Origin of the sequence: Paraburkholderia sp. BR10936 (genome assembly GCF_040965735.1) — a bacterium.
Lineage (GTDB): Bacteria > Pseudomonadota > Gammaproteobacteria > Burkholderiales > Burkholderiaceae > Paraburkholderia > Paraburkholderia nodosa_A.
This window is the reverse complement of sequence record NZ_JBFRCM010000001.1, coordinates 601,676-626,828: the sequence shown is the minus strand read 5'-3', so window position 1 is coordinate 626,828 and position 25,153 is coordinate 601,676. Positions and strand designations below refer to the sequence as shown.

At 66.2% G+C, this 25,153-nt stretch carries 22 protein-coding genes and 1 riboswitch; of the genes, 9 read left to right on the top strand and 13 right to left on the bottom strand.

Annotation, left to right across the window (positions count from 1 at the left end; translation table 11 throughout):
- Positions 1-66: 66 nt before the first annotated feature.
- The 4 genes from AB4Y36_RS02950 (at position 67) to rsmA (ending at position 5,800) form a co-directional block, all read left to right on the top strand.
- On the top strand, positions 67-2,451 hold the full coding sequence (locus AB4Y36_RS02950) for an LPS-assembly protein LptD (protein ID WP_342948418.1): 2,385 nt from the start codon (positions 67-69) through the stop codon (positions 2,449-2,451).
- A 94-nt stretch (positions 2,452-2,545) separates the two neighbouring features.
- Positions 2,546-3,913 (top strand): peptidylprolyl isomerase, encoded by a 1,368-nt coding sequence (locus AB4Y36_RS02945; protein ID WP_176732847.1) that lies wholly within the window; start codon positions 2,546-2,548, stop codon positions 3,911-3,913.
- A gap of 21 nt (positions 3,914-3,934) precedes the next feature.
- Entirely contained in the window at positions 3,935-4,957 is a 1,023-nt protein-coding gene (pdxA, locus tag AB4Y36_RS02940; RefSeq protein ID WP_342948420.1) for a 4-hydroxythreonine-4-phosphate dehydrogenase PdxA, read from the top strand.
- Between the two features lie 15 nt (positions 4,958-4,972).
- Complete coding sequence (gene rsmA, locus AB4Y36_RS02935; protein ID WP_069262892.1) at positions 4,973-5,800, top strand: 16S rRNA (adenine(1518)-N(6)/adenine(1519)-N(6))-dimethyltransferase RsmA; 828 nt, start codon at positions 4,973-4,975, stop codon at positions 5,798-5,800.
- 48 nt (positions 5,801-5,848) lie between these two features.
- Here the strand turns inward: rsmA and panE are convergent, their stop codons facing one another.
- Entirely contained in the window at positions 5,849-6,799 is a 951-nt protein-coding gene (panE, locus tag AB4Y36_RS02930; protein ID WP_368682242.1) for a 2-dehydropantoate 2-reductase, read from the bottom strand.
- A gap of 184 nt (positions 6,800-6,983) precedes the next feature.
- Between panE and gloA the strand changes: the two genes are divergently transcribed.
- Positions 6,984-7,370 (top strand): lactoylglutathione lyase, encoded by a 387-nt coding sequence (gene gloA, locus AB4Y36_RS02925; protein WP_342948422.1) that lies wholly within the window; start codon positions 6,984-6,986, stop codon positions 7,368-7,370.
- Positions 7,371-7,478: 108 nt separating this feature from the next.
- Here the strand turns inward: gloA and AB4Y36_RS02920 are convergent, their stop codons facing one another.
- From AB4Y36_RS02920 to AB4Y36_RS02865, 12 genes are all read right to left on the bottom strand, one after another.
- Positions 7,479-8,378 (bottom strand): M48 family metallopeptidase, encoded by a 900-nt coding sequence (locus AB4Y36_RS02920; protein WP_069262971.1) that lies wholly within the window; start codon positions 8,376-8,378, stop codon positions 7,479-7,481.
- 169 nt (positions 8,379-8,547) lie between these two features.
- Positions 8,548-9,309: a 1-acyl-sn-glycerol-3-phosphate acyltransferase gene (locus AB4Y36_RS02915; RefSeq protein ID WP_069262889.1), complete on the bottom strand. Its 762-nt coding sequence runs from the start codon at positions 9,307-9,309 to the stop codon at positions 8,548-8,550.
- Positions 9,310-9,350: 41 nt separating this feature from the next.
- Positions 9,351-9,914, bottom strand: coding sequence for a D-glycero-beta-D-manno-heptose 1,7-bisphosphate 7-phosphatase (gene gmhB, locus AB4Y36_RS02910; RefSeq protein WP_069262888.1), 564 nt, complete (start codon positions 9,912-9,914; stop codon positions 9,351-9,353).
- Between the two features lie 50 nt (positions 9,915-9,964).
- A complete protein-coding gene (gene glyS, locus AB4Y36_RS02905; protein WP_368682241.1) occupies positions 9,965-12,064 on the bottom strand; it encodes a glycine--tRNA ligase subunit beta in 2,100 nt (699 codons plus the stop codon).
- A gap of 16 nt (positions 12,065-12,080) precedes the next feature.
- Positions 12,081-13,088 carry a glycine--tRNA ligase subunit alpha gene (gene glyQ, locus AB4Y36_RS02900; RefSeq protein ID WP_083245137.1) on the bottom strand — a complete coding sequence of 336 codons (1,008 nt, stop codon included), beginning with the start codon at positions 13,086-13,088 and terminating at the stop codon, positions 12,081-12,083.
- Positions 13,089-13,336: 248 nt separating this feature from the next.
- Positions 13,337-15,028: an apolipoprotein N-acyltransferase gene (gene lnt, locus AB4Y36_RS02895; protein ID WP_368682240.1), complete on the bottom strand. Its 1,692-nt coding sequence runs from the start codon at positions 15,026-15,028 to the stop codon at positions 13,337-13,339.
- 196 nt (positions 15,029-15,224) lie between these two features.
- On the bottom strand, positions 15,225-16,118 hold the full coding sequence (locus tag AB4Y36_RS02890) for an HlyC/CorC family transporter (protein ID WP_368682239.1): 894 nt from the start codon (positions 16,116-16,118) through the stop codon (positions 15,225-15,227).
- A 191-nt stretch (positions 16,119-16,309) separates the two neighbouring features.
- The gene (locus AB4Y36_RS02885; RefSeq protein WP_368682238.1) at positions 16,310-16,999 is read right to left on the bottom strand and encodes a gamma-glutamylcyclotransferase; all 690 of its coding nucleotides are present in this window, start codon (positions 16,997-16,999) and stop codon (positions 16,310-16,312) included.
- Between the two features lie 9 nt (positions 17,000-17,008).
- A complete protein-coding gene (gene ybeY, locus AB4Y36_RS02880) occupies positions 17,009-17,470 on the bottom strand; it encodes an rRNA maturation RNase YbeY (protein WP_368682237.1) in 462 nt (153 codons plus the stop codon).
- Between the two features lie 35 nt (positions 17,471-17,505).
- Positions 17,506-18,639 (bottom strand): PhoH family protein, encoded by a 1,134-nt coding sequence (locus AB4Y36_RS02875; RefSeq protein WP_368615894.1) that lies wholly within the window; start codon positions 18,637-18,639, stop codon positions 17,506-17,508.
- 45 nt (positions 18,640-18,684) lie between these two features.
- Complete coding sequence (miaB, locus tag AB4Y36_RS02870) at positions 18,685-20,058, bottom strand: tRNA (N6-isopentenyl adenosine(37)-C2)-methylthiotransferase MiaB (RefSeq protein WP_342948429.1); 1,374 nt, start codon at positions 20,056-20,058, stop codon at positions 18,685-18,687.
- A gap of 291 nt (positions 20,059-20,349) precedes the next feature.
- Positions 20,350-21,333 (bottom strand): LysR family transcriptional regulator, encoded by a 984-nt coding sequence (locus AB4Y36_RS02865; RefSeq protein WP_368605561.1) that lies wholly within the window; start codon positions 21,331-21,333, stop codon positions 20,350-20,352.
- A 113-nt stretch (positions 21,334-21,446) separates the two neighbouring features.
- On the opposite strand from AB4Y36_RS02865, the gene AB4Y36_RS02860 reads away from it, so the two are divergent.
- The 4 genes from AB4Y36_RS02860 to ribB all read left to right on the top strand — a co-directional run bounded on the left by AB4Y36_RS02860 (position 21,447) and on the right by ribB (position 25,144).
- Positions 21,447-21,851: a VOC family protein gene (locus AB4Y36_RS02860; protein WP_342948431.1), complete on the top strand. Its 405-nt coding sequence runs from the start codon at positions 21,447-21,449 to the stop codon at positions 21,849-21,851.
- 57 nt (positions 21,852-21,908) lie between these two features.
- Positions 21,909-23,096, top strand: a complete 1,188-nt coding sequence (locus AB4Y36_RS02855) for an MFS transporter (RefSeq protein ID WP_368682236.1) — start codon at positions 21,909-21,911, stop codon at positions 23,094-23,096.
- 202 nt (positions 23,097-23,298) lie between these two features.
- Complete coding sequence (locus tag AB4Y36_RS02850) at positions 23,299-23,964, top strand: helix-turn-helix domain-containing protein (protein ID WP_069262878.1); 666 nt, start codon at positions 23,299-23,301, stop codon at positions 23,962-23,964.
- A gap of 113 nt (positions 23,965-24,077) precedes the next feature.
- A riboswitch (FMN riboswitch) is annotated at positions 24,078-24,251 on the top strand.
- A gap of 164 nt (positions 24,252-24,415) precedes the next feature.
- Entirely contained in the window at positions 24,416-25,144 is a 729-nt protein-coding gene (ribB, locus tag AB4Y36_RS02845) for a 3,4-dihydroxy-2-butanone-4-phosphate synthase (protein WP_069262877.1), read from the top strand.
- Positions 25,145-25,153: the final 9 nt, after the last annotated feature.

Below are 25,153 nucleotides of genomic sequence, written 5' to 3'. Positions count from 1 at the left end.
GGGTGCCCAGGCGGGCCACCATCATGGAGAGGGCAGGCGGCCCGGGCCGATTCGCCAAAACCATACATGCCGCCCAGACAGTTTTTCCAGACGATCTCCCCTAGTGACGACGGCGTGCCGGGCAAGCGGCGGCTCATCGCGGCACTCCTGGCCGTACCGGGTCTGGTGCCCGCGCTCGCGCACGCCCAGCTCTCGGGCGCGGCCGCGCAGCCCGAGCAGCTCGACGGCCCGTGGAGCCTGCGGCTCGCGCCGCAACTCGAGGATCACCCCAATGCGTCGGGCCAGCACCCGGCAACGTTCGTGCTCGGCGATTCGACGACCGGCACGGTGGATACCGACCTCGCCGTGAAAGGGGCGGGGGAGTTGCGTCAGGGTTCGAACGTGGTGAAGGGCGACGCCCTGCATTACGACCAGGACACCGACATGGCCAATGCCTACGGCAATGTCACGGTCGTGCAGAACGGCACGACGTTCTCGGGGCCCGAGGCGCATTTGAAGGTCGAGGCGAACGAGGGCTTCATGCCCGCGCCGAAGTACCATTTCACGCTCACGGGCGGCTCGGGCAGCGCCGCGCGCGCCGACCTGCTGGACAGCGAGCGCTCGGTGCTCACGACCGGCACCTACACTGCGTGCCACTGCTCGACCAATCCGGCGTGGTACATCAAGGGCAGCGAGTTCGATTTCGACACCGGCAACGACGAAGGTGTCGCGCACAACGCCGTGCTGTTCTTCCAGGACGTGCCGATCTTCGCGAGCCCGTGGCTGTCGTTCCCGCTTTCGGGCGACCGCCGCAGCGGCCTGTTGCCGCCGACGTTCTCGGTCAGCTCGACGAACGGCTACGAAATCTCGCTGCCGTATTACTTCAACATCGCGCCGAACCGCGACTTCACGTTCACGCCCGAGATCATCTCGAAGCGGGGCGTGTTCCTGCAGGGCAACTACCGGTATCTCTCGACGAATTACTCGGGTTCGATCACCGGAACGTTCCTGCCGGACGACGCGATCACGAAGACGAACCGCTACGCGCTGTTCATCCAGCACAACCAGAACTTCGGCAACGGCTTCGGCGGTTACGTCTACTACAACAAGGTCTCGGACAACACCTATCCGTCGGACCTGTCGTCGCCGGCCAACCAGTTCCTGAACGGCACGCAGACGCTGTACCAGCAGGAAGCCGGCCTCACGTACAACAACGGGCCGTGGTCCGTGCTGGGCCGCTACCAGCACTGGCAGACGGTCGAGTCGTCGACGCCGCCGTATGGCCGCGAGCCGCAGTTGAACGTGAAGTACGCGAAGTACAACGTCGGCGGCTTCGACTACGGCATGGAAGCCGACTACTCGCGCTTCCGCATCACGGAAGACAATGCGACCGAAGGCGACCGCGTCGTCTTCAATCCGTACGTGTCGTACTCCCTGATGGGGCCGGGTTACTTCGTCACGCCGAAGGTTCAGTGGCACTTCGCGTCGTACAACCTGAGCAACATCGGCCCGGCGGGCACGACCTTCGGCTCGCCTGTGGGCACGCCGAAGAGCTTCACCGAATCGATCCCGACCTTCAGCTTCGACACGGGCCTCGTGTTCGACCGCTCGGTCCGTCTGTTCGGTCAGGACTACATCCAGACGCTGGAACCGCGCCTGTACTACGTGTACACGCCGTATCGCAACCAGCAGTTCGCGCCTCTGTTCGATACCGCCGAGTCGGACTTCGGCCTCGCGGAAATCTTCACGCCGAACACCTTCGTCGGCAACGACCGCATTGCCGATGCGAACCGCCTGACGGCCGCGCTCACCACGCGCTTCATCGACCCGGCTTCGGGCGACGAACGCGCGCGCTTCGTGATCGCGCAGCAGTACTACTTCCAGGATCAGCGCGTCACGCTCAACTCGGGCGAAAGCACGAGTCAGGCGACGCATTCGGACCTGATTGCGGGCGCTGCACTGAAAATCGGGGCCGGTTTCGCTTCGGAAACGGCGTTCCAATATAATGCCGACAGCAACCAGCTCACCAAGGCGAGCATCGGTTTCGGGTACAGCCCGGGAACGAGCCGTGTGCTGAACGTGGCTTACCGCTACACGCGCGCGAACACGACGCTCGACTTCCAGCCGATCAATCAGGTCCTGATCTCGGCTCAATGGCCGTTCTCGCACCGGGTGTACGCCGTAGGCCGCTTCAACTACGATCTGAACGGCCATCGGATCGTCGACGGCCTGGTCGGCATGCAGTACGACGCCGACTGCTGGGTGCTCGGGGTCGGCCTGCAGCGTTACGCGAACGGGCTCAATACGTCGGGCACGCCGAATTCGTCAACGCGGTTTCTCGCGCAGCTTACGCTCAAGGGACTGTCGAACGTCGACAACGGGCTGGTGGCGGCGTTCCGCACGGCAGTGCCGGGGTACACGCAGCTGCCGGCTCAGTCGCCGCCGGACTCGCGCTTCACTGATTATCAATAACGCGTGATCCGGAGCGCATTGCTTGCGCCTCGGGGCAACGCGGTGTCGGTTGCATAGAGACGGGCGAAGCGTGCCCGCCAACATTGGAGTATCTGTGGGAATCATGAAAAAGCTTCGCCTGGCAGCGTACGCTGCGAGTCTCTTCGCCGTTGCAGGCGTGTTGCCGGCCGCGCCGGCGCAAGCTCAAGGTCTCCCGGCCGGCAACGGCCAGACGGTCGATACGATCGCCGCAGTCGTCAATGACGGCGTGATCACGCAGCGCGAGCTCGACAGCCGCGCCGAAATGATCGCTCACCGGCTGCAGCAGCAAAACGCGCCGGTTCCGCCCGATGAGCAGTTGCGCGCGCAGGTACTCAACCAGATGGTGCTCGAGCGCATTCAGCTGCAGAAGGCCAAGGAAGACGGCATCACCGTAGACGACGCCGCCGTGCAGCGCACGCTGGAGCGCCTCGCCCAGGCCAACGGCATGGATCTCGCGACCTATCGCGCGCGCATCGAGGCGGCTGGGGTGCCCTGGACCACGTTCCAACGCGACGCGCGCACGGAGCTCACGCTCTCGAAGCTGCGCGAGAAGGAAGTGGACAGCAAGGTCACGGTGACGGACGCCGAAGTCGCGAACTACATCGCGAGCCAGCGCGGACCGAACGCGGGCCAGTCGAACGACCTGCATTTCCAGCACATCTTCATCAAGGCGCCGCTGAACGCCTCGGAAACCGACATCGAAGCGGCGCAGGCGAAGGCCAATGCGCTGCTCAAGGAAGCCCAGTCGGGTAGCAAGTTCGAGAGCCTCGCGAAGTCGAACTCGCAGGCGAGCGACGCGGGCAAGGGCGGCGACATGGGCTTCCTGCCGCAGTCGAAGCTGCCGCCCGAATTCGTGACCGCCGCTGCCACGCTGCGTCCGGGCGAGGTGAACCCCTCGGTGATCCGCACCAACGACGGCTTCGAGATCGTGCGCCTCGTCGAGCGCCGCCAGGGCCAGGGCACGGCCGCCGACGCGCCCAAGCTCGTGCAAACGCACGTGCGCCACATCCTGCTGCGCGTGGGCGACGGCATGTCCGAGCCCCAGGCGCGCCAGAAGCTGCTCGAGATCCGCCAGGAAATCGCAGCGGGCGGCGACTTCGCCAAGTTCGCGCGCACTTACTCGCAAGACGGCTCGGCTTCGCAGGGCGGCGACCTCGGCTGGATCAGCCCGGGTGAAACCGTGCCTGAATTCGAGCGCGCCATGAATACGCTGCAGGACGGCCAGCTGAGCGAGCCGGTACGCACCGAGTACGGCTACCACCTGATCCAGGTGCTGGGCCGCCGCGACGCCGAAGGCTCGATCGCGCAGCAAATGGAACTCGCGCGCCAGGCCATCGGCCAGCGCAAGGCGGAGCAGGCCTACGCCGACTGGCTGCGTCAGCTGCGCGACAGTGCCTACGTCGATTACAAGATCGCGGGCATGACGCCGCCGCACAACTAAGCGTCACCAGGGGATCGAGCCATGAACGCCTCCGCATCGTCGTCGCCGGCTCCGCGGAGGGCGGGGCCGATCCGCATTGCCATCACCACGGGTGAGCCGGCCGGCGTCGGCCCCGAGCTGACCGCCGCCGCACTGGCGGGTGCCTCGGCACACTGGCCCGACGCGCAGTTCATCGTGCTCGGCGACAGCGCGCTGCTCGAAGCGCGCGCGCAGGCCGCGAGCGTCGACTGGGCCGCCGTGCTGGCGAACCAGCCCGTGCAGGTCGAGCATGTGGCGCTGGCTACGCCCGCGAAGCCAGGCAAACTCGACGCCGCCAACGGTCGCTATGTGCTGGCGCTGCTCGACCGTGCCATCGACGGCGCACTGGCAGGCGAATTCGACGCCATCGTCACCGCGCCGCTGCAAAAGAGCACGATCAACGACGCCGGCGTGCCCTTCACCGGCCACACCGAATACCTCGCCGAACGCACGCACACGCCGCGCGTGGTCATGATGCTGGCGGGCACGGGCGCTCGCCCGCTGCGCGTGGCGCTCGCCACGACGCATTTGCCGCTCAAGGACGTGTCGGCGGCGCTCACGGTCGAGGGGCTCGTCGAAACCCTGAGCATCATCGACCATGACCTGCGCCATCATTTCGGCGTGCCCCTGCCGCGCATCCTCGTGACCGGCCTCAACCCGCATGCGGGCGAGAACGGCTACCTGGGGCGCGAGGAAATCGACACGATTTCGCCGGCACTGGCCGCCGCCGCCGCGCAAGGCATCGACGCGCGCGGCCCGTACCCCGCCGACACGCTGTTCCAGCCGCGCTACCTCAAGGACGCCGACTGTGTGCTGGCGATGTTCCACGACCAGGGCCTGCCGGTCCTGAAATACGCGACGTTCGGCGAAGGCATCAACGTCACGCTCGGCTTGCCGATCGTGCGCACCTCGGTCGATCATGGCACCGCGCTCGACCTCGCCGGCACTGGCCGCGCGGACGCGGGCAGCCTGATCGCCGCCCTCGACACCGCCGTTTCGATGGCGCGCCACCGGCGCGCCATCTGATTGATTCCAGAGAAGATGTCCAACAGCAGCAGACAGCACCAGGGCCACTTCGCGCGCAAGCGCTTTGGCCAGAACTTCCTCGTCGACACGGGCGTGATCGATTCGATCGTCGACGTCATCCGCCCGCAGCGCGGTGAGCGCATGGTCGAGATCGGGCCGGGTCTCGGCGCGCTCACCGAGCCGCTCATCGAACGGCTCGCCACGCCCGAATCGCCGCTGCACGCGGTCGAGCTGGACCGCGACCTGATCGCGCGCCTCACGAAGAAGTTCGGCCCGCTGCTCGAACTCCACGCGGGCGACGCGCTCGCGTTCGACTTCGGCTCGCTCGCGGCGCCGGGCGAGAAGCCCTCGCTGCGCATCGTCGGCAACCTGCCGTACAACATTTCGAGCCCGCTGCTGTTTCACCTCACCACGTTCGCCGAGCGCGTGATCGACCAGCACTTCATGCTGCAGAACGAAGTCGTCGAGCGCATGGTGGCGGAGCCGGGCAGCAAGGCGTTCGGCCGTCTCACGGTGATGCTCCAGTACCGCTATGTGATCGACAAGCTGATCGACGTGCCGCCCGAATCGTTCCAGCCGCCGCCCAAGGTGGATTCGGCGATCGTGCGCATGATTCCCTACGCGCCGCACGAACTGCCGAAGGTCAACGACGCCGTGCTCGGCGAACTCGTGACGGCCGCCTTCTCGCAGCGCCGCAAGATGCTGCGCAATACGCTCGGCGATTACCGCGAGCGCCTCGACTTCGACGCGCTGGGCTTCGATCTGGCGCGCCGCGCCGAGGAAGTGCCCGTCGAGGAGTATGTGAGCCTCGCGCAGGCGCTGGAAGCGGCTGGCGGCGCGTGATATGCGCGTGGCGCGCCGCCGCGTTGCCGGTGCACCAAGCGTCGTCGCTCAGGCAGCCTCGGCGCGCTGCGCCTCGTAGGCCTTGAGCTGGCTGTAGACGACGCGCAGCACCGAAAGCTCGGCCGACGCGTGCTGCGCCGCGCCGCCGCGCTGGATGAGGTCGCCGAGCACGTGATCGGCCTCGATGCGCGAACCGTTCTGCACGTCGCGCAACATCGAGGCGGTGAGCGACGATCCCTTGGCGAACAGCATCGCGCGCGAGCGCTCGAGGAAGCTGTCGCGCACGGCATGGCCGTGTGCGGCTGCGATCGCGCGGCATTCGGCGAAGAGTCGCTCGATGATCGTGGCGCCGTCGGGCGTGGCGAGAATCACGCCAATGGGCGCGCGGAAAAGGCACGTGCTGCCCGCGAGCGACGCGAGGAACACCCACTTCTCCCACATCTCCTGAAGGATGTGATCGCTCGCCTTCACGTGAAAGCCGGCATTGCCGAACTGATCCGCCACGGCTTGCACGCGCGCCGAGACGCCCCCGCCGAGTTCGCCGAACGTGATGGCCTGCACGTCGTTCAGATGGACGATCTCGCGCTTGTCGTTGAGCGTGGACGCAATCAGGCAGACACCGCCCAGCACCGCCTGCGTACCGAAGCGCGCCTGCAGGACTTCGAGATGATGCATGCCGTTGAGCAGCGGCAGGATCAACGTGTTGGGACCGACGGCTGCGGCGAACGAATCGATGGCATTGTCGAGGTCGTAGGCCTTGCAGCTCAGCAGGACGAGATCGAACGGCTGGCCGCCTTGTGATTCGAGCGCTTCGCGCGTGACGGTCTTGACCTCGCGCAGCGTGAGATCGCCCGCCGGACTGCGGATGACGAGGCCCGCTTCGCGCAGTTGCGCGGCGCGCGCCTCGCGTACCAGAAACGTCACGTCACGTCCCGCAGCGGCGAGCCGGCCGCCGAAATAGCCGCCCGTCGCACCCGCACCGACTACCAGAATTCGCATGTCTACTCCTCGGTTCTCACGTTCATTGCTCGCACGCTGTGCTTGCGCCTGGCTGGGGAAATTGCCGCGGCAATTTCGCGATGGCGTCCATGCTAGAGCAAATCGGCGTATCTTGCCGGCGCCGGCAGGGCTGGCCCGTTTTTGGTACAGTCCGTTTTTTGACGACGGCAAAACGGAGTACACCATGCGCCTGCTGCACACGATGATCCGGGTCGGCGACCTCGATCGCTCGATCAAGTTCTATACCGAACTGCTCGGCATGAAACTGCTGCGCCGCGAAGACTACCCCGATGGCAAGTTCACGCTGGCCTTCGTCGGGTACACGGACGAGCGCGACGGCACCGTGATCGAACTGACGCATAACTGGGATACGGCTTCGTACGATCCTGGAACGGGCTTCGGCCATCTGGCGGTCGAGGTGGAGGATGCCTACGCCGCCTGCGCGAAGATCAAGGAACAGGGCGGGACGGTGGTGCGCGAAGCCGGCCCGATGAAGCACGGGAGCACGGTGATCGCGTTCGTGACCGATCCGGACGGATACAAGATCGAGTTCATTCAGCGCAAGAAGTAAGGGCGTTGGTAGTACAGGCTGGCAATCCAGCCTGTTTCTTCGGTGAATTGTTTCGAACTGCGAATGAATTGAATTTCAGCTGGAATTCGCGAACTCGCAATGGGGATATCACATCCCCGGCACCATCTCCGGCGGATGCTGCTTAAGCTGCTTTCTCGCCTCGCGAAACTCCGGAAAAATCGACTCCACCGTCTGCCAGAACCTTGGACTATGGTTCATCTCGCGCAAATGCGCGAGCTCATGCGCGACCACATAGTCCACGACGGAGAGCGGAAAATGAATCAGCCGCCAGTTCAGGCGAATTCTCCCTTCGCTTGAACAGCTGCCCCATCGCGTCGCTGCCGAAGAAAGCGCGTAAGACCGAAACGAGACGCCGAGCTTCTCGGCATACACCTCGAGCCGCTCACCGAAAATCCGCGTCGCTTCGCCCTGCAGCCACCCCGTCACGCGGTCCTTGATCTGCTGCGCGTCGGCATGCGGCGGCAGCGGCAACGCAAGCACGCGCGTCTCCTGATCGAACGCGAGCAAGGAAGCCCCGAGCTTCACCGTTATCGGCTTGCCAAGATAAGGCAGCTCGGCCCCATCGCTCCATTCCACGCGCGGCAAGGCGCGCTGCTCCGTGCGCGTCTGCCATTCGGCGAGCTTGGCGAAGATCCACCGCTGCTTCTCGGCGATAGCGGTCTCGATATCGGCGATCGCGACCCACCTGGGCGCCGTGATGCTGAGCCCGGTGCCGTCGATCACGAACCCGATCGATTTGCGCGACGAGCGCTTGAGCCGGTAATGCAGCGTACGCGCGCCAAGCGCGACAGAACGCAGCCGCGTGCCATCGGGTGCAAGCGGTGCCTTGCCGGGCTTTTCAGGCGAGGGCGGAGTCCCGCGCTGCGGTGTGAGGGAGGGAGAGGATGCATCGGGCGCCACGACAGGCGCCGGTTCAGCAAAGAGCGGCAAGTCGAGTTGCCGGTTGTCGAGTGCCGCGGTTGGGCGCGGCGCGGGGGACTTCTGCATCGTCAGGCCTGGTGCGGATGGGCGTGCGCGGCGTGGACGTGTGCCGTTCGCGGGGCGTTTGCGCGGAGCTTCTGGCGCAGTGTTGCGCGGCGCGCCCAGCCGTGCAGCGAGCAGCGCCCACATCCGCGCCACCACGCTTCGCGCGGCGTGAGCGAGCCCGCTCTGTGCCTCAAATCCGTGCCGCCTTCGCCGCTGCGCCATCCGTTCCGCGATAAGCCTCAGGATCGATCCGCCGCATTTCCGTTTCGATCCACGTTTGCACGCGCGTGTTCACTTCGTCGGGCGTGAGTCCGGTCGTCTCGATCGGCTTGCCGATCGACACCGTGACTATACCCGGATATTTGATGAACGAGTTTCGGGGCCAGACGTGGCCCGCGTTGTGCGCGATCGGCACCACGGGCGCGCCCGTTTCGATGGCGAAGCGCGGGCCGCCGGTCTTGTACTTGCCTGTCTTGCCCACCGGGATGCGCGTGCCTTCGGGGAACATGATCACCCAAGCGCCTTCGGCCATGCGCTGCTTGCCCTGGCGGATCACCGAGGTGAATGCGTTCTTGCCTTCCTTGCGGTTGATGTGAACCATCTTCAGCATGCCCAGCGCCCAGCCGAAGAACGGCACGAACAGCAGCTCGCGCTTGAACACGTAGCACATGGGCCGCGGCATGAGCGCGGGGAACGCCAGCGTCTCCCATGCGGACTGGTGCTTCGAAAGCAGCACAGCCGGCCCGTCGGGCAGGTTCTCCATGCCCTCGATGCGGTAGCGAATGCCACAGAGGTGGCGCGCAACGAACAGCGTGGAGCGGCACCAGCCCACGGCCATCCAGTAGCGCCGCGTCGCGTTCAAGAATGGGAACGCGATAAAGCACGCCGTGGCGTACGGCATCGTGTAGACGATGAAATAGATGAACAGCAGCAGGGAGCGGAGAAAGCGCATCGGTCGAGCCGGTTTAAAGTTCGCGTAAGCCGCCTGCGCCTCTACGCAGTGACGTTCGCGAGAAAGTCGAGCGCGAAAGCGCGCAGGTCGTCGTGGATCAGCGTGCCTTCGGGCAAGCCGCCGGCGGCGAGCGTTTTCTCGCCCTTGCCCGAACGCACGAGGTGCGTACGAAAGCCGAGCGCCGCGCCTGCCTGCAGATCGCGCAGCGAGTCGCCTACCACCGGGGTACCGGCCGGATCGATCTCGAAGCGTTCCGCAATCATCTTGAGCAGGCCCGGTTGCGGCTTGCGGCACTCGCAGTGGTCCTGCGCCGTGTGCGGGCAGAAGAACACGGCGTCGATGCGGCCGCCCACGGCTGCCGCCTGGCGGTGCATCTTCGCGTGCATGGCGTTGAGCGCGGCCATGTCGAATAGTCCGCGCCCGATGCCCGACTGGTTCGACGCCACCGCGACGCGATAGCCCGCCTGGTTCAGGCGTGCGATCGCTTCGAGGCTGCCGGGTATCGCGACCCATTCGTCCGGCGACTTGATGAACGCGTCGGAGTCGACGTTGATCACGCCGTCGCGGTCGAGGATCACGAGTTTTCTGGTGGTGCTGGTCGGCATGGCGTTTCGCTCAGTTCCCCTTGTTTCCGCTTGTTTCCGCTTCTTTGCGCTTATGCAGCGAGTCGCGAGATGTCCGCGACGCTGTTCATCTGGCGATGCAGCGCCTTGAGCAGCGCGAGACGGTTCGCACGCAGCGCCGGGTCTTCGGCGTTGACCATCACGTCGTTGAAGAACGTGTCCACGGTTTCGCGCAGCGCCGCGAGCGCGGTGAGCGCGCCCGTGTACTCGCGTGCGGCGAGTTGCGTTTCCACGCGCGGCGCGACCTGTTCGAGCTGCGCGAAGAGCGCCTTCTCGGCGGATTCGACGAAAAGGGCGATCTGCACGTCGGCGTCTTGCGCACCCTCGGACTTCTTGAGGATGTTCGAGATGCGCTTGTTGGCCGCCGCGAGCGAGGCCGCTTCCGCGAGCGCTGCGAATTCGCGCACTGCGTCCAGACGCGAGACGATGTCGTCGAAGCGCGTGGGGTTCAGTGCGAGTACCGCGTCCACTTCGGTGGCCGCGAAGCCGCGTTCGCGCAGCATGCCGCGCAGGCGGTCCATGCAGAACTCGTAGATGGCCTGGGTCGACTCCGTCACGGCCTCGATGCCGGCAAATTGCGCGGAGGTAGCGCGCAGCAGCTCGACGAGGTCGAGCGGCAGCTGCTTTTCGACGAGAATACGCAGCACGCCCAGCGCGTGACGGCGCAGCGCGAACGGATCCTTTTCGCCCGTGGGCGCGAGGCCGATGCCCCAGATCCCGACGAGCGTTTCCAGCTTGTCCGCGAGCGCGACGATCGTGCCCGTCACGGTGGCGGGCAGGGCGTCGCCGGAGAAGCGCGGCTGGTAGTGCTCGGAGCAGGCGATCGCCACTTCTTCGGGCTCGCCGTCGTGGCGCGCGTAGTAGGTGCCCATCGTGCCTTGCAGCTCGGGGAACTCGCCCACCATGTCGGTCAGCAGGTCGGCCTTCGCGAGGCGCGCGCCGCGTTCCGCGAGCGCGATATCGGCGCTGCACATCAGGGCGATTCGACCGGCGAGCGCTTCGAGGCGCTCCACGCGTTGCAGCTGCGAGCCGAGCTTGTTGTGATACACCACGTTCGCGAGCAGCGGCACACGGTCGGCCAGCGGCTTCTTCTTGTCCTGCTCGAAGAAGAACTTCGCGTCGGCCAGACGCGGGCGCACCACGCGCTCGTTGCCCTCGACGATCTCGTCGGGCGCTTGTGTCGCGATGTTCGAGACGATCAGGAAGCGCGAGCGCAGCCGGCCCTGGTCGTCGGTGAGCGCGAAGTACTTCTGGTTCGTCTGCATCGTGAGGATCAGGCATTCCTGCGGCACTTGCAGGAATTCGTCCTCGAACTTGCACGCGTAGACGACCGGCCATTCGACGAGCGAATTCACTTCGTCGAGCAGCGACTCGGGCATGACGACCCTGTCGCTGCCAGCCTGTTCGATCAGTTGCGCGCGGATCGACTCGCGGCGGTCGGCGTAGCTCGCGATCACGAAGCCCTTGTGCTGGAGCGTGTGCGCGTACTCGTCGGCGTGCTGGATGGCGATCAGGCCTTCGGATAGGAAGCGGTGGCCGCGCGTGGTGTCGTCGGCGTCGACGCCGAATGCCGTGACCGGCACGATCTGGTCGCCGTGCAGCACCGTGAGGCGATGTACCGGACGCACGAACTGCACGTTGCTGCCGTCCGGGCGCTGGTAGGTCATGACCTTCGGGATCGGCAGCTTGCCGAGCGCTTCGTCGAGCACGGCCTGAAGCCCGTCGGCGAGCATGGCGCCCGGCGCCGAGTAGCGCAGGAAGAACGCTTCGTTCTTGCCGTCGCTCGCGCGTTCGAGGTCGCTCACGGGGAAATCGGGGAAGCCGAGCGCCGCGAGCTTCTTCGCGAGCGGCGCGGTGGGCTGGCCGTTGGCGTCGAGGGCGACCGAAACGGGCAGCACTTTTTCGCGCACCTGCTTTTCGGGCGCGACGCTGCGCACGTTCCTGATCGTGACGGCGAGGCGGCGCGGCGTCGCGTAACGTTCGAACGAGAGATCGCCTTCGATCAGGTCGCGCGCGGCGAGGCGCTGCGCGATGCCTTCGGCGAACGCGTCGCCCAGGCGCGCGAGGGCCTTCGGCGGCAGTTCCTCGGTCAGCAGTTCGACGAGGAGAGTGGCGTGATGAGCTTGCGTCATTGTTCTTGAGATCCGGTCATGCCTCGTCGAACTTGCGTTCGACCTTCAGCGGCGGCGCCCAGGCGGGCATCGCGGCGTCCTGTTCGTCGGTGGTCAGGCCTGGCACGCCGTGCACGGGGTTGCCGAGCATCGGGAAGCCGAGCTTCTCGCGCGACTCGTAGTACGACTGCGCCACGCTGCGCGACAGCGCGCGAATGCGGCCGATGTACGCTGCGCGCTCCGTCACGGAGATCGCGCCGCGCGCGTCGAGCAGGTTGAACGTGTGGCCGGCCTTGAGCACGAGTTCGTACGCGGGCAGCGCGAGCTGCAGATCGATCATGCGCTTCGCTTCGCTTTCGTACGCGTTGAAGAACGTGAACAGCAGGTCGACGTTCGCGTGCTCGAAGTTGTAGGTCGATTGCTCGACTTCGTTCTGGTGGTAGACGTCGCCATACGTGAGGCGGCGCATTTCCGGGCCGTTCGGGCCCGGCTCTTCCCACTCGGTCCAGACGAGGTCGTAGACGTTCTCGACCTTCTGCAGATACATCGCGAGACGCTCGAGACCGTAGGTGATTTCGCCGAGCACCGGCTTGCAGTCGATGCCGCCCACCTGCTGGAAGTAGGTGAACTGCGTGACTTCCATGCCGTTGAGCCACACTTCCCAGCCGAGGCCCCAGGCGCCGAGCGTGGGGTTCTCCCAGTCGTCTTCGACGAAGCGCACGTCGTTCTGCTTCAGGTCGAAGCCGAGCGCCTCGAGCGAGCCGAGGTACAGGTCGAGAATGTTCTCCGGCGCGGGCTTGAGCACCACCTGGTACTGGTAGTAATGCTGCAGACGGTTCGGGTTCTCGCCGTAGCGGCCGTCCTTCGGGCGGCGCGAGGGCTGCACATAGGCCGCGCGCCACGGCTCGGGGCCGATTGCGCGCAGGAAGGTGTGGACGTGCGAGGTGCCGGCGCCGACTTCCATGTCGATCGGCTGGAGCAGTGCGCAGCCCTGCTTGTCCCAGTAAGACTGGAGCGTCAGGATGATTTGCTGAAACGTGAGCATGTGTGCCTGCAGTGTCTTTCGGGCTTTCGGGGGCGGAATGCGGCGGCCGGAGCCAGGCGAGCGCGCCGGCGGGGCGGCGATGTTCCGCTTTGCCCCTTCCCCTTGCGTGGCCCGGGCCGGGAGGCGGCCAGGTGCTAAAACGTTGAATTTTACCGGATTGCCGGAGCCTTGAGACCTGGACGGGGTTCGGGCGGCCGGCAGCGGTGTGGTTGCGTCTTCAGCGCGAGGTTTCGTGTGCTTTGCGCGGCTTATTTTCCGTTGGTCGGCTTGCGTTCCTTCGCGCCCTTGAAAGCCGGTCCGAACGCAAAGCCGAGCGCCAGCAGCAGCAACGAAATGGCGATCACCGTGTTGTTGCCGCTCGTCACGTAAGGCGTGAAGCCGCTCGTGCCTTCAACCTTCACGTCGAGCGAACCGACCGTGAACGTCGGCAGGCGTGCGATCACGCGGCCTTTTGCGTCGATGGCGGCGGTGGCGCCCGTGTTGGTCGCGCGCAGCATCGGGCGGCCGGTTTCGAGCGAACGCATGCGCGCGATCTGCAGGTGCTGGTCGAGCGCGATGGTGTCGCCGAACCACGCCAGGTTCGTCGAATTGATCAGGATGCCCGGCGAGGTCGGGCTCTCGCGCACGGTGCGCGCGATCTCCTCGCCGAAGATGTCCTCGTAGCAGATGTTCACGGCCACGAGCTCACCGTGCACATGGAAGGGCGGCTGCACGGGCGCCCCGCGCGCGAAGTCGCCGAGCGGGATGTTCATGAGATTGACGAACCAGCGGAAGCCCCAGGGCACGAATTCGCCGAAGGGCACGAGGTGATGTTTGTCGTAGCGATAGAGGCCGTTTTGGCCCGGCGTGATGCCGAAGAGGCTGTTGGTGTAGTCGATCACGCGCCCGTCGGACGTGATCGTGCCGCCCACGGCGCCGAACAGGATGGCCGTGTTGGTGCCGTCGGCGAAGGCGCGAACATCGCGGCCGAACTTCTGGGGAATTTCCTGCACGAGCACCGGCACCGCAGTTTCGGGCGTGACGACGAGATCGGCGGCCTTTTCGGTAATCAACTTCTGGAATTCGTTGAGGGCGTCGATCGTGCCCTGCTCGGAGAACTTCATGTCCTGCTTGACGTTGCCTTGCAGCAGCCGCACGTTGAGCGGCGTGCCGGAGGGTTGCGTCCACGAAACGAGCGAGAGCAGCAGGCCGGCGGCGATCACGGCGAGTGCAAGCAGCGCCGGCGTCGCCACCGCGCCGCGCCGGGGCGACGTGCCGCCTTGGCCTTTTACGTCGCTCGCACGCAAAACCGCCTGCGCGATGAGCGCCGCGACGAGCGCGAGCACCCAGCCCACGCCAAATACGCCCACGATCGGCGCAAAACCGGCGAGTGGACCGTCCACTTGCGCGTAGCCGCTGGAAAGCCAGGGAAAACCGGTGAACACATAGCCGCGCGCCCATTCGCCGAGCGCCCACGCACTCGCGAATGCAAAGGCGCCGTGCCAGGTGGGCGAGAACGGCAACTCGCCGCTGCGGCCGTTCTTCGCATGCCCCGCGCAAAACGACCAGACGAGCGAGGCGAGCGCCGGATACAGACCGAGGTAAAGCGAGAACAGCACGAGCGCGGCGCCCGCGAGCACCGCGGGCATGCCGCCGTAGAAGTGCATGCTCACGTAGAGCCACCACACGCCGCTCACGAAGTTGCCGAAGCCGAACGCCCAGCCCGTGAAGAGCGCGCTCTTCCAGCCGGTGGTGCGCGTGAGCCAGAAGTAGAACAGCGCAAAGATCGCAATGGCGAGCCAGCCGCCGTGCGGCGTGGGCGCGAACGACAGCGTGTTGAGCGCGCCCAGCGCGGCGGCGGCGAGATAGTGCCAGAAGGGCAGCGCGCGGCGCGCGGCGCCGTTGGTGGTTTCGCTCGCGCGCGTCTCGGTGTGCGTGCGGGTATCGATCGGTTCGGCCATGCGGTGCGTGGAATGCGATGGAAAGCGCGCTGAAAAGCGCGAGCGCGGATTGCGCGACGAGCGCAACGATAGCACTTTCGTGCGACGGTACCGGGATGGCCTCCAGGGGACGGATCGGAGCGTAGGCGCGGCTGAAGCAAAAACGCCAGCCGCAAGGCTGGCGTCGTCTAAGCGTAGGCCGCGCGCTCGCGCTTGCTCAGGTGCCCGGCGGCTGCAGCGCGGCTTCGCGCTGTCCTGCCATCGGGTCGCGCCGCACCAGCAGCATGTGAACCTGACGTGCGTCGGCGCGCAGCACCTCGAAGATCAGGTCGTCGATGCGCACCTTCTCCCCGCGATGCGGCACGTGCCCGAAGTGATTCGTGACGAAGCCGCCGATCGTATCGACTTCTTCGTCCGGGTAATGGGTGCCGAACGCCTCGTTGAACTGCCCGATTTCGGTGAGCGCGCGCACGCGGAACCGCCCGTCGGGCGAGGCGATGATGTTGCCGCTTTCCTCGTCGAAGTCGTACTCGTCCTCGATGTCGCCCACGATCTGCTCCAGCACGTCCTCGATCGTGATGAGACCGGCCACGCCGCCGTATTCGTCCACGACGATGGCGATGTGATTGCGGTTCTGGCGAAAGTCGTGCAGCAGCACGTTCAGGCGCTTGGACTCGGGGATGAACACGGCCGGGCGCAGCATGCCGCGCACGTCGAATTCATCTTCGGCGTAATAGCGCAACAGGTCTTTGGCGAGCAGCACGCCGATCACGTTGTCGCGGTTGCCGTCGTACACGGGGTAGCGCGAGTGCGCTTTCTCCAGCACGTACGGAATGAATTCGTCAGGACTGTCGGCGATGTTGATCGCGTCCATCTGGGCGCGCGGGATCATGATGTCGCGCGCGCAAAGCTCGGACACCTGGAACACGCCTTCGATCATCGAAAGCGAATCGGCGTCGATCAGGTTGCGCGCGTGCGCGTCCTGGAGGATTTCGAGAAGCTCGCTGCGAGAGTCGGGCTCGGGCGAGATGAAGTCGGTCAGCCGCTCGAGTAGCGAGCGCTTTTCCTGCGGTTTGTCGGTCTGGCGTCGACTGGGATAAGAGTCGTTCATGGTGGTGCGCCCTTTGCCGCGGGGGGCAGGGCGCGCTGTTGCGGAGGGTTAAGGATACAACATGCCTATGGCGCGACCGTGTAATGCCACACATTGGACACACACCGGCAGATCCATCCTAACGCAGATGCGGCGTGGCCGCCCGGTGGACGAAAAAGCGGCGCGCCGTGACGTCACCCGTGACGCCGACCTCAAGCGCAGCGCGCGAGCAGCCGCTCCAGGGCGCGGTCGCGCATGCCGCTCTCGCGCAGCGCATCGACGGTGCGGCGCACGTAGTCGAGTGTTGTGCCATAGCGCCCCGACGCGCAGCCGAACACGGTGCGCACCGTGGCTTCGGAAAGCTTGCCGGTGTAAGTCGCCACATCACGGCGCATGACGAAGGCGAGCGCGTCGACGCGGCGGCCGTCTGCGAGCACACAGGGCAGCCAGGCGGGGCGGTACGAGCCCATCGGCATCTCGCGGCGCCAGAGCGCTTCGAGGTGCGGCATCACGCCCTCGGCGGCGAGGCGGAACGCGACGCCCGCACATGAGCCGCCGCGGTCGAGCGCGAGGACGAGGCCGGGCTGCTCGGGCGTGCCGCGGTTCACGCGCGACCACAGGTACAGCCCGCGATGGTAGCCGTGCACGCGCGAACGCACGTTCTCGACGGTGGGCAGCCCTGGGTTCCAGATCAGCGAGCCATAGCCGAACAGCCAGATGTCGCTCGCGCCGTCCCAGCCTTGCGCCTTTAGCGTGCAGTCGAGCGAGGCGCTCAACTCGTCTTCGCTCAGGAGCCGCGACTCGCCGAGCGCCGGCGGATACCCGGTGCAGGGCACGCTCGCATCGCCCGCCTCGGGCAGTGCTGAGGGTTCGGCGAAATCGGGCGTGCGTTTGTCGTTCATGGCGGGGGCTTACTTGTACGGATCAGGAAAGCCTAGCGAGTTGAGCACCTCGGTCTCGATGCCTTCCATCTCTTCGGCTTCGGTCTCGTCTTCGTGATCGTAACCCTGCGCGTGCAGCGCGCCATGCACGAGCAGATGCGCGTAGTGCGCGGCGAGCGGCTTGCCCTGCTCGGCGGCTTCCTTTTCCACCACGGGGCAGCACAGGACCAGATCGCCCGTGACCGGGTCGTCCTCGCTCTCCGCGTACGCGAAGGTGAGCACGTTGGTCGCGTAGTCCTTGCCGCGATAGGTGCGGTTGAGCGTGCGGCCTTCCTCGGCGTCGACGAAGCGCACGGCCAGTTCCGCGTCCGCGAAGAGCGCGGCCTTGAGCCACGCCGCCACGGTGGCGCGCGGCAGCGCGGCCTTGTGCTCGGGGAACGCCTTCGCGGCGGGGAACTGCACGGTCAGTTTGAGTTTTGGTGCGCGGGGCATGGGGCTCGAGCTATGAAGCGACGCAGGCGGCGGCGTTAGCGCGCGTCGCCAACGCCTTCGTCCTTTTTCGAATGCGCGTCATACGCCTCGACGATACGCGCGACGAGCGGATGGCGCACGACGTCCGCACTCGTGAAGTGCGTGACGGCGATGCCGCGCACGTCCTTGAGCACATGCTGCGCTTCGATCAGGCCGCTCTTGTGGCCGCGCGGCAAGTCGATCTGCGTGGTGTCGCCGGTCACGACCGCCTTCGAGCCGAAGCCGATACGCGTGAGGAACATCTTCATCTGCTCGGGCGTGGTGTTCTGCGCCTCGTCGAGAATGATGAACGCGTGATTGAGCGTGCGCCCGCGCATGTAGGCGAGCGGCGCGATTTCGATCATCTGGCGCTCGAACATCTTCGCGGTCTTGTCGAAGCCAAGCAGATCGTAAAGCGCGTCGTAGAGCGGACGCAGATACGGATCGACCTTCTGCGACAGATCGCCGGGCAGGAAGCCGAGACGCTCGCCCGCCTCCACGGCCGGACGCGTGAGCACGATGCGCTTGACCTGGTCGCGCTCGAGCGCGTCCACGGCGCAGGCCACGGCGAGATAGGTCTTGCCGGTGCCCGCGGGCCCGATGCCGAACGTCACGTCGTGCGAGATGATCTGCTTCAGATATTCGCGCTGCGCAGGCGTGCGGCCGCGCAGGTCGGCACGGCGCGTGTAGAGCTTCGGGCCCAGTTCCTCGACGTCGACGCCTTCGCTCGCGGGCTCGTCGAACGGATGATCGGGGTCGCCGCGAAAACGCGGGTCGATCTCGGAAGCGTCGTTGCCGCCGCTATTGCCGCCATTCACATTGCCGCGCATGCCGCCGCTGCCGTTGCCACGCGGATCGTTCGCCGAGTTGCTGCCGAAGTTCGCAGGGTGCCGGGCTTCGACGAGCGCGAGCTGAATGTCGTCGACGGAGAGCGGATCGCGCGCCTGGTTGTAGAAGTTTTCGAGCGCCGCGAGCGCCAGCTTGGCGCCACGCCCGCGAATCGTGATGCGATGGCCGCGCCGCGCGAGCGTCACATCGAGCGCTTGCTCGATCTGCCGCAGGTTTTCGTCGAGCGGGCCGCAGAGGTTGGCGAGCCGCGCGTTGTCGTCGCGCGGCGCGGTGAATTCCAGATGCTGCTGATTGGGCTTCAAGGTGTCTCTGAACTCCTGAATTCCTGGCTGGGTGCGCCGAGCCGATTAGTGCGCGAGCGTCGATGCGTCTTCGTGCGCGAGCACGAGTTCGCCGCGCAGCGAGTGGGGGTAGGCGTGGTTGATCTTCACGTCGATCATCTGGCCGATCAGGCGCGCGTGCGAAGCGAGCGGCGCCGGGAAGTTCACCACGCGGTTGTTCTGCGTGCGGCCCGAGAGTTCGCTCGGGTCCTTGCGCGAAGGGCCTTCCACGAGAATGCGTTCGACATTGCCGACCATCGACTGGCTGATGCGCGCCACGTTCTCTTCGATCGTGGCCTGCAGGTGCTGCAGGCGCTTGAGCTTCACCTCGCGCGGCGTGTCGTCTTCGAGATTCGCGGCGGGCGTGCCCGGGCGCGGGCTGTAGATGAACGAGAAGCTCGTGTCGTAGCTCATCTCCTCGACGAGCGCCATCATCTTCTGGAAGTCCTCTTCGGTCTCGCCGGGGAAGCCGACGATGAAGTCCGTGGAGAGCGACAGGTCCGGGCGGATCGCGCGCAGCTTGCGGATGATCGACTTGTACTCGAGCACGGTGTAGCCGCGCTTCATCGCCATGAGCACGCGGTCCGAGCCGTGCTGAACCGGCAGATGCAGGTGGCTCACGAGCTTGGGCACCTTCGCGTAGGTGTCGATCAGGCGCTGCGTGAATTCCTTCGGGTGCGAAGTCGTGTAGCGGATGCGCTCGATGCCGGGGATTTCGGCGACGTATTCGATGAGCGTCGCGAAGTCGGCCACGTCGTGCGCGCCATTCGTGAGCGCGCCACGATAGGCGTTGACGTTCTGGCCGAGCAGCGTGACTTCACGCACGCCCTGGTCGGCGAGGCCCGCAATTTCGGTGAGCACGTCGTCGAGCGGGCGCGAGACTTCCTCGCCGCGCGTGTAGGGCACGACGCAGTAGCTGCAGTATTTCGAGCAGCCTTCCATGATCGAGACGAACGCGCTCGGGCCTTCTACGCGCGCGGGCGGCAGATGGTCGAACTTCTCGATTTCGGGGAAGCTGATGTCCACCTGCGCGCGGCCCGAGGCGCGGCGCGCGTCGATCATCTGCGGCAGGCGGTGCAGCGTTTGCGGGCCGAACACGAGGTCCACATACGGCGCGCGCGCGACGATCGCCGCGCCTTCCTGGCTCGCCACACAGCCGCCTACGCCGATCAGCAGGTTCGGGTTCGCTTCCTTCAACTCGCGCACGCGGCCCAGGTCGGAGAAGACCTTCTCCTGCGCCTTTTCACGCACCGAGCAGGTGTTGAAGAGGATGACGTCCGCGTCTTCGGGGGTGTCGGTCTTCACGAGACCTTCGGCGGCGCCGAGTACGTCGACCATCTTGTCGGAGTCGTACTCGTTCATCTGGCAGCCAAAGGTCTTTACATAAACTTTCTTGGTCATCGGGTTTCGCCGTTCGCAGTGGTTGACCTGGGGGCGTCGTCCGCTTGATGCACGCGCGTGATGCACGGTCTGCACGTCAGGACTACGGTGTTTTATGAGGGCCGAATCGGGATGCGGGGAGACCGGCTATGAGGCCGGCGTTGGCATCCTGCTTCTGGCAATGCGTTGGGGACGATCCGCGTTGCTTTTCACTTCTTTTTCGCTTTTTTGCCGGCACCGCCGCATTGGCCAATATTTGCAATATGGGTCAACGCGTATGCGGCTGCGGATCGCTTTCTGCGCAATCCAACATTATATCCGTTTGCGTCTGCGGCTCTGCGTCGCTTCGGCCGGATCCGTGCAGGGGACGAGCGCCTCCAGTTCGCCCGAAGTCTGCGCGAAACGCTCGGTGAGGAAATCGAGCAGCGCCCGCACGCGCGGCGCGAGAAAGCGGTTGCGGTGATAGAGCGCGTGCAGCGGCGCGTCGGGGTAGCGCCACTCGGGCATCACGGTCTTGAGCCGCCCGGCGCGCAGATCGTCCGCGACGTCCCAGATCGACTTCACCGCGAGGCCGTAGCCGCACAGCGCCCACTGGCGCGCCACTTCGCCATCCGTCGATTCGAGCGCGGCGTCGAGCGGCACCGTATAGGTCTGCGTTTCCGTCTGCGATCCGCTGCCGCGCGTGAAGCGCCATTCGTTCACCGGCCCCGCCGCCGAGCCGATCACGATGCAGTCGAAACGGGCCAGATCGTTCGGCTCCCGCGGTTCGCCGCAGCGCGCGAGGTACTCGGGCGAGGCGCACAGCACACGGCGGTTCGGCGCGAGCCAGCGCGCCACGAGCGAGCTGTCCTGCGGCGTGCCGAAGCGGATCGCGAGATCGATGTCTTCGAGCACGAGATTCGAGAGCGAGTCGGTCAGCATCAGCGCGAAACGCACGTCGGGATAAAGAGCGCGGAACTCGTCGAGCCAGGTCATCAGCAGATTGCGGCCAAAATCCGAGGTCGCCGATATGCGCACCTTGCCGCGCACCGCGTTCTGGCCCTCCTGCAAGGCCGCTTTGGCGTCGTCGAGCGAGCGCAGCGCGTGCTCGCTGCAGGTGAGATAGACGCGGCCTTCGTCGGTGAGGCGCAGCTGGCGGGTGGTGCGGTCGAACAGACGCGCACGCAACTCCGCTTCGAGCCGCGCGAGCCGGGCACTGGCCGCCGCGGGCGTGAGGCCGAGCTTGCGGCCCGCCGCGGAAAGGCTGCCGAGGCGTGCCGCCTCCACGAACAGGCGCACGTCGCCGAGGTTGTCCATCGCGATTATTAGAAATGAATTGAAAATGATTCAAATGCTACGCCAATTATCAAATTCGAGTGTAGCCGCGACAATGCGCGTGTTTTCAGGACAACGGCCTCGGCTCGCACGCGATGCACCTCGATCACGTCACCCTCGTCACGCCCGACCTCGAAGGCACATGCCGCTTCTTTCGCGACATCGTCGGCCTCGAAGACGGCACCCGTCCGCCGTTTCGCGTGGGCGGCCACTGGCTCTACGCGAACGGCCGCCCGGTCATCCATCTGGTCGAGGCGACCGAGCCCGCCCGGTTGCCAGGCGGATCGTCTGCGCTCGTGGCGCCGCGCATCGACCACGTGGCGTTTCGCGTGGCCCCCGGTGTTGAATGGCGCGCACTCGTCGAACGGCTGGCCGCGCGCCGCGTGCCGTACCAGCTGGCGGAGGTGCCCGCGAGCGAGGAAGTGCAGTTGTTCGTTGCGCTCGCGCCCGGTGTCGTCGTCGAGTTCGTGACGTCGCTGGCGGCTGGCGCGGCGGCTTGATGGCCGCGCGTTGCCGCTGAAGCCCATTTGAATCCAGGCTGATTTTCGGAGATTTCGATGCCTATCCCCTTGCTCGCACTGGCCATCAGCGCCTTTGCCATCGGTACCACCGAGTTCCTCATCATGGGCCTGTTGCCCGATGTGGCGCGCGATCTGCACGTGACGATTCCCGCCGCGGGTCTGCTCGTGACCGGCTATGCGCTCGGCGTGGCGGCCGGCGCGCCGCTGCTCGCCGCGCTGACGAGCCGCATGCCGCGCAAGCTCGCGCTGCAGCTGCTGATGGGCGTGTTCATCGTCGGCAACGTGATGTGCGCGGTCGCGTCGAACTATTCGCTCTTGATGGTCGCGCGCGTCGTCGCGTCGTTCGCGCACGGCTCGTTCTTCGGCATCGGCGCCGTGGTGGCCGCCTCGCTCGTGCCGCAGGAAAAGCGCGCGAGCGCCATCGCGCTGATGTTCACGGGGCTCACGCTCGCCACCGTGCTGGGCGTGCCGTTCGGCACCGCCATTGGCCAGCAGTTCGGCTGGCGCGTGGCGTTCTGGATCGTGAGCGGTTTTGGCGTGATTTCGCTCGCCGGCGTGACGGCTCTGGTGCCCAACCATCACGACAGCGGCCCGGCCGGGCTCGGCCACGAAGTGCGCGTGCTGCGCGACCCGCAGGTGTGGCTCGCCCTCGGCATGACGGTACTCGGCTTTGGCGGCGTGTTCGTCGTGTTCACGTATATCGCGCCGATCCTCGAACAGGTGGGCGGTTTCTCGCCGCGCGGCGTGACGCTGATGCTCGTGCTGTTCGGCGTGGGCCTGACGCTTGGCAACACACTGGGCGGCAAGCTTGCGGACCGCGCGCTGATGCCTTCGCTCATGGGCATTCTCGTGGTGCTCGCCGTGGTCATGGCCATCTTCACGAAGACGAGCCACGCCATGTGGCCGGCCGCGATCACCGTCTTCGTGTGGGGCATCGCCGCGTTCGCGACCGTGCCGCCGTTGCAGATGCGCGTGGTCGCGAAGGCCGCGGCGGCGCCGAATCTCGCCTCGACGTTGAACATCGGCGCGTTCAACGTGGGTAACGCAATGGGCGCGTGGATGGGCGGGCTCGCCATTGCGCACGGCGTGGCGCTCGACACGCTGCCGTGGGTGGCTGCGGCCGTCTCGGTGGCGGCGCTCGTGCTCACATGGGCGGCGGCGCGGCTCGATACGCGTGCCGTAACGCTGCGCGACGCGCACGTGGCGGCGCGGCAGAATACGTGAGCGCCTGACGAGGGCAAGGCGCAAGGCCGTGCAGATGGCAATGCGCCTTATGCGCAGGGCGCGAAAGCAATCCACGATTTGCGCTCTGCAATGCTGATAACAGTGTGAAGATAACTTCGTTGGGCGCGGCAAATCGCGATGCTAGTCTTGCCTCCATTCATGCTCTTGCGCCGCAATGACGCGGCGCTGCCTGGAGGCAGCCATGCATTCACCCCTCGCGCTCGTACGCGATGCACAACCCGATATTGCGCACACCGAAGGATCTTACGAGACGCTTGAACATCTCGTGGGCGTCAACCTCGCCCGGCTGCGCGCCGAACGCCAGCTTTCGCTCGATGCGCTCGCACGCGCCTCCGGTGTCTCGCGCGCGATGCTCGCTCAAGTCGAGTCGGCGCGCAGCGTGCCGTCGATCAAGGTGCTGTGCAAGGTGGCGGCGGCGCTCAAGGTCTCGGTTTCGGCGTTCCTGCGGCGGCATGCCGTGAACGGTTTCGAGCATTTGCCCGCCGAGCGGGCATCGCGCCTCGTTTCCGCCGACGGCCGTTATTCGGCGCGCGCGCTCTATCCGGAAGGCGAGCCCGCCGCCGCCGAATTCCACGAACTGCGCATCGCGCCGCTGCATACCGAGTCCGGCGTGCGCCGCCCGCCCGGCACGACGGTGAACCTCGTGGTGAGCGAGGGCACGCTCGAAGTGAGCGTGCACGATCGGCGCCAGCTGCTCGCCACCGGCGACGCGATCGTCTTCGACGCCGACCAGCCGCACAGCCTGCGCAACCCGGGCGACACCGAGGCGCGCGTGTTTCGCGTGACGCTCAACGCCGAGACGCCGCCGCGCTGGGACGTGCCGGCCGGGACGGCGCAGCCGGCATGAGCCGCGTCGCGCCTTCGAGAACATCGTCTAGTCGCAAGTTTTCGCGCTGCACAGTTGCGCAGCCTGTTGTATCCTTTGCCCGCCGGTTAAGTCAGGTAACAAGCCGGTAATCAGTGCGTCTTCAGGGCGGGGTGAAATTCCCCACCGGCGGTATGCCGGCCGCGCCGCAAGGCAAGGCCGACGAGCCCGCGAGCGCCTGCGCGAGCTTCATTGTGTCGTGCGCAGGGTCAGCAGATCTGGTGCGAAGCCAGAGCCGACGGTCATAGTCCGGATGAAAGAAGATGTGCAGATGGTCATGTTTGCCCATCCGCCGCGGCGTTTCGGCCGGTGCGTGTGCGTCTCCGTTTTCGAGGCGCGCCACGTCACTGCCGAATCACGCGTGCCGGGGATTCCTGCCTGTTTGCAATGCCCTGAAACGTTTTTCGCCTAACTCTCGCGAGGAGCGTTTCACATGTCCCTTACTGCCAGTACCCCTCTCGCTTCATCCCAGGGCGCGCCGCTCGACGCCGCCGCCGATCTCCCGTTCATCGATTCCGAGCCGGTGCCGCCGCGCATTGCCGCCGCGTTGCAAGCCATGCGCGAAGGCCGCCCGGTCGTGCTGCAGGACGACCACGACCGCGAGGATGAGGCCGACCTGATCGTCGCCGCCGAACGCCTCACGCCCGAAACGATGGCGCTCTTCATCCGCGAATGCAGCGGCATCGTATGCCTGTGTCTCTCAGACGAAAAAGTGCGCGCGCTCGAACTGCCGCCGATGGTGGCCCACAACGAGAGCCGCAACCGCACCGCGTTCACGGTCTCGATCGAAGCGCGTGACGGGGTGAGCACGGGCGTGTCGGCCGCCGACCGCGTGACGACGATCCGCGCCGCGATCGCCCCGGACGCCAAGCCTGCCGATATCGTGCGCCCTGGCCACGTGTTCCCGCTGCGCGCGCAGAGGGGCGGCGTGCTGGCGCGCCGCGGCCATACTGAAGGTACCGTCGATCTGGCGGTGCTCGCGGGCCTCGCGCCCGCCGGCGTGCTGTGCGAGCTGATGAACCCGGATGGCACGATGGCGCGCGGCAAGCAGGTCGACGACTTCGCCAGGCTGCACAATCTGCCGGTGCTTTCGATTGCCGAGCTGGTGGCGTTTCGCGAGTCGCTCGCCGTGGCGCGCGAGCGCTGCGCCGAGCCGGCCTGAGGCGCGCAG